The organism is Rickettsia sp. TH2014 (assembly GCF_019249195.1).
Classification (GTDB): domain Bacteria; phylum Pseudomonadota; class Alphaproteobacteria; order Rickettsiales; family Rickettsiaceae; genus Rickettsia; species Rickettsia felis.
Genome location: NZ_MXAX01000101.1, coordinates 1 through 687 on the forward strand (window position 1 = coordinate 1; position 687 = coordinate 687).

A 687-nucleotide genomic window follows, 5' to 3' on the forward strand; every position below is an offset into this window, starting at 1 on the left:
CTGCATTTGATAAAAATTGCTTCTTCCAATGCGATATGCTATTGCTGCTAATCTCATATTTAGATGATAACTGTGATATTGTTACATCCTCTTTTAATAATTCTAGCACTATCTTTGTCTTCTCTTCAGCACTAAAATTCCGTATCTGTTTTCTTGTCATTTTATATCCTATAAGTTATTGACTCTATTCTAACTTATTACCAAGTTACACTAACTATTTTTTGTCCAATTTTTTCAGTCCATTATAATTGCGATAGTACAAAATTTTAAACAGATACTTAAAATTATTTTTTATTTTTTTATCTACTGCTATTAAAGATCAAAAATATTAAAGTATTTGTAACCTTATTGATTTTTTCAACAGTCCGTGTAGTGTTTTACATCGACAGAACCAAAGGTCCTTCTTAACTAAAGAACTAGTAATATGCTTCCTGCTCACAAACGTATTAAGCTTGATCATACATCACTTTTTGACCAATTAAAAGCAAGTGTAGTAGATCCAAGTAACAAATTAAAGAAATCTTTTTTTAATTCTATTGCCCAGAAATATACCAAAGAATTTATAAAAAATATACATACCGATATAGGGATAAAACAACTTAGTACTTTAATAAATTCTGATTATGTAAAATGTTCTAGTATTTCTAGTATATTAAACGGTTCAGGCAGTAAGGCATCAGAATCTTT

2 protein-coding genes are annotated in these 687 nt (G+C 27.7%); one reads left to right on the forward strand and one right to left on the reverse strand.

Going from position 1 to position 687, the window contains the following annotated elements:
• Positions 1-160 (reverse strand): transposase (locus KYQ89_RS08190; RefSeq protein ID WP_218460148.1); only part of this gene is annotated, 160 nt, incomplete at its 3' end.
• Between the two features lie 264 nt (positions 161-424).
• On the opposite strand from KYQ89_RS08190, the gene KYQ89_RS01805 reads away from it, so the two are divergent.
• On the forward strand, positions 425-687 hold a 263-nt coding region (locus KYQ89_RS01805; RefSeq protein ID WP_218460150.1), incomplete at its 3' end, for a hypothetical protein.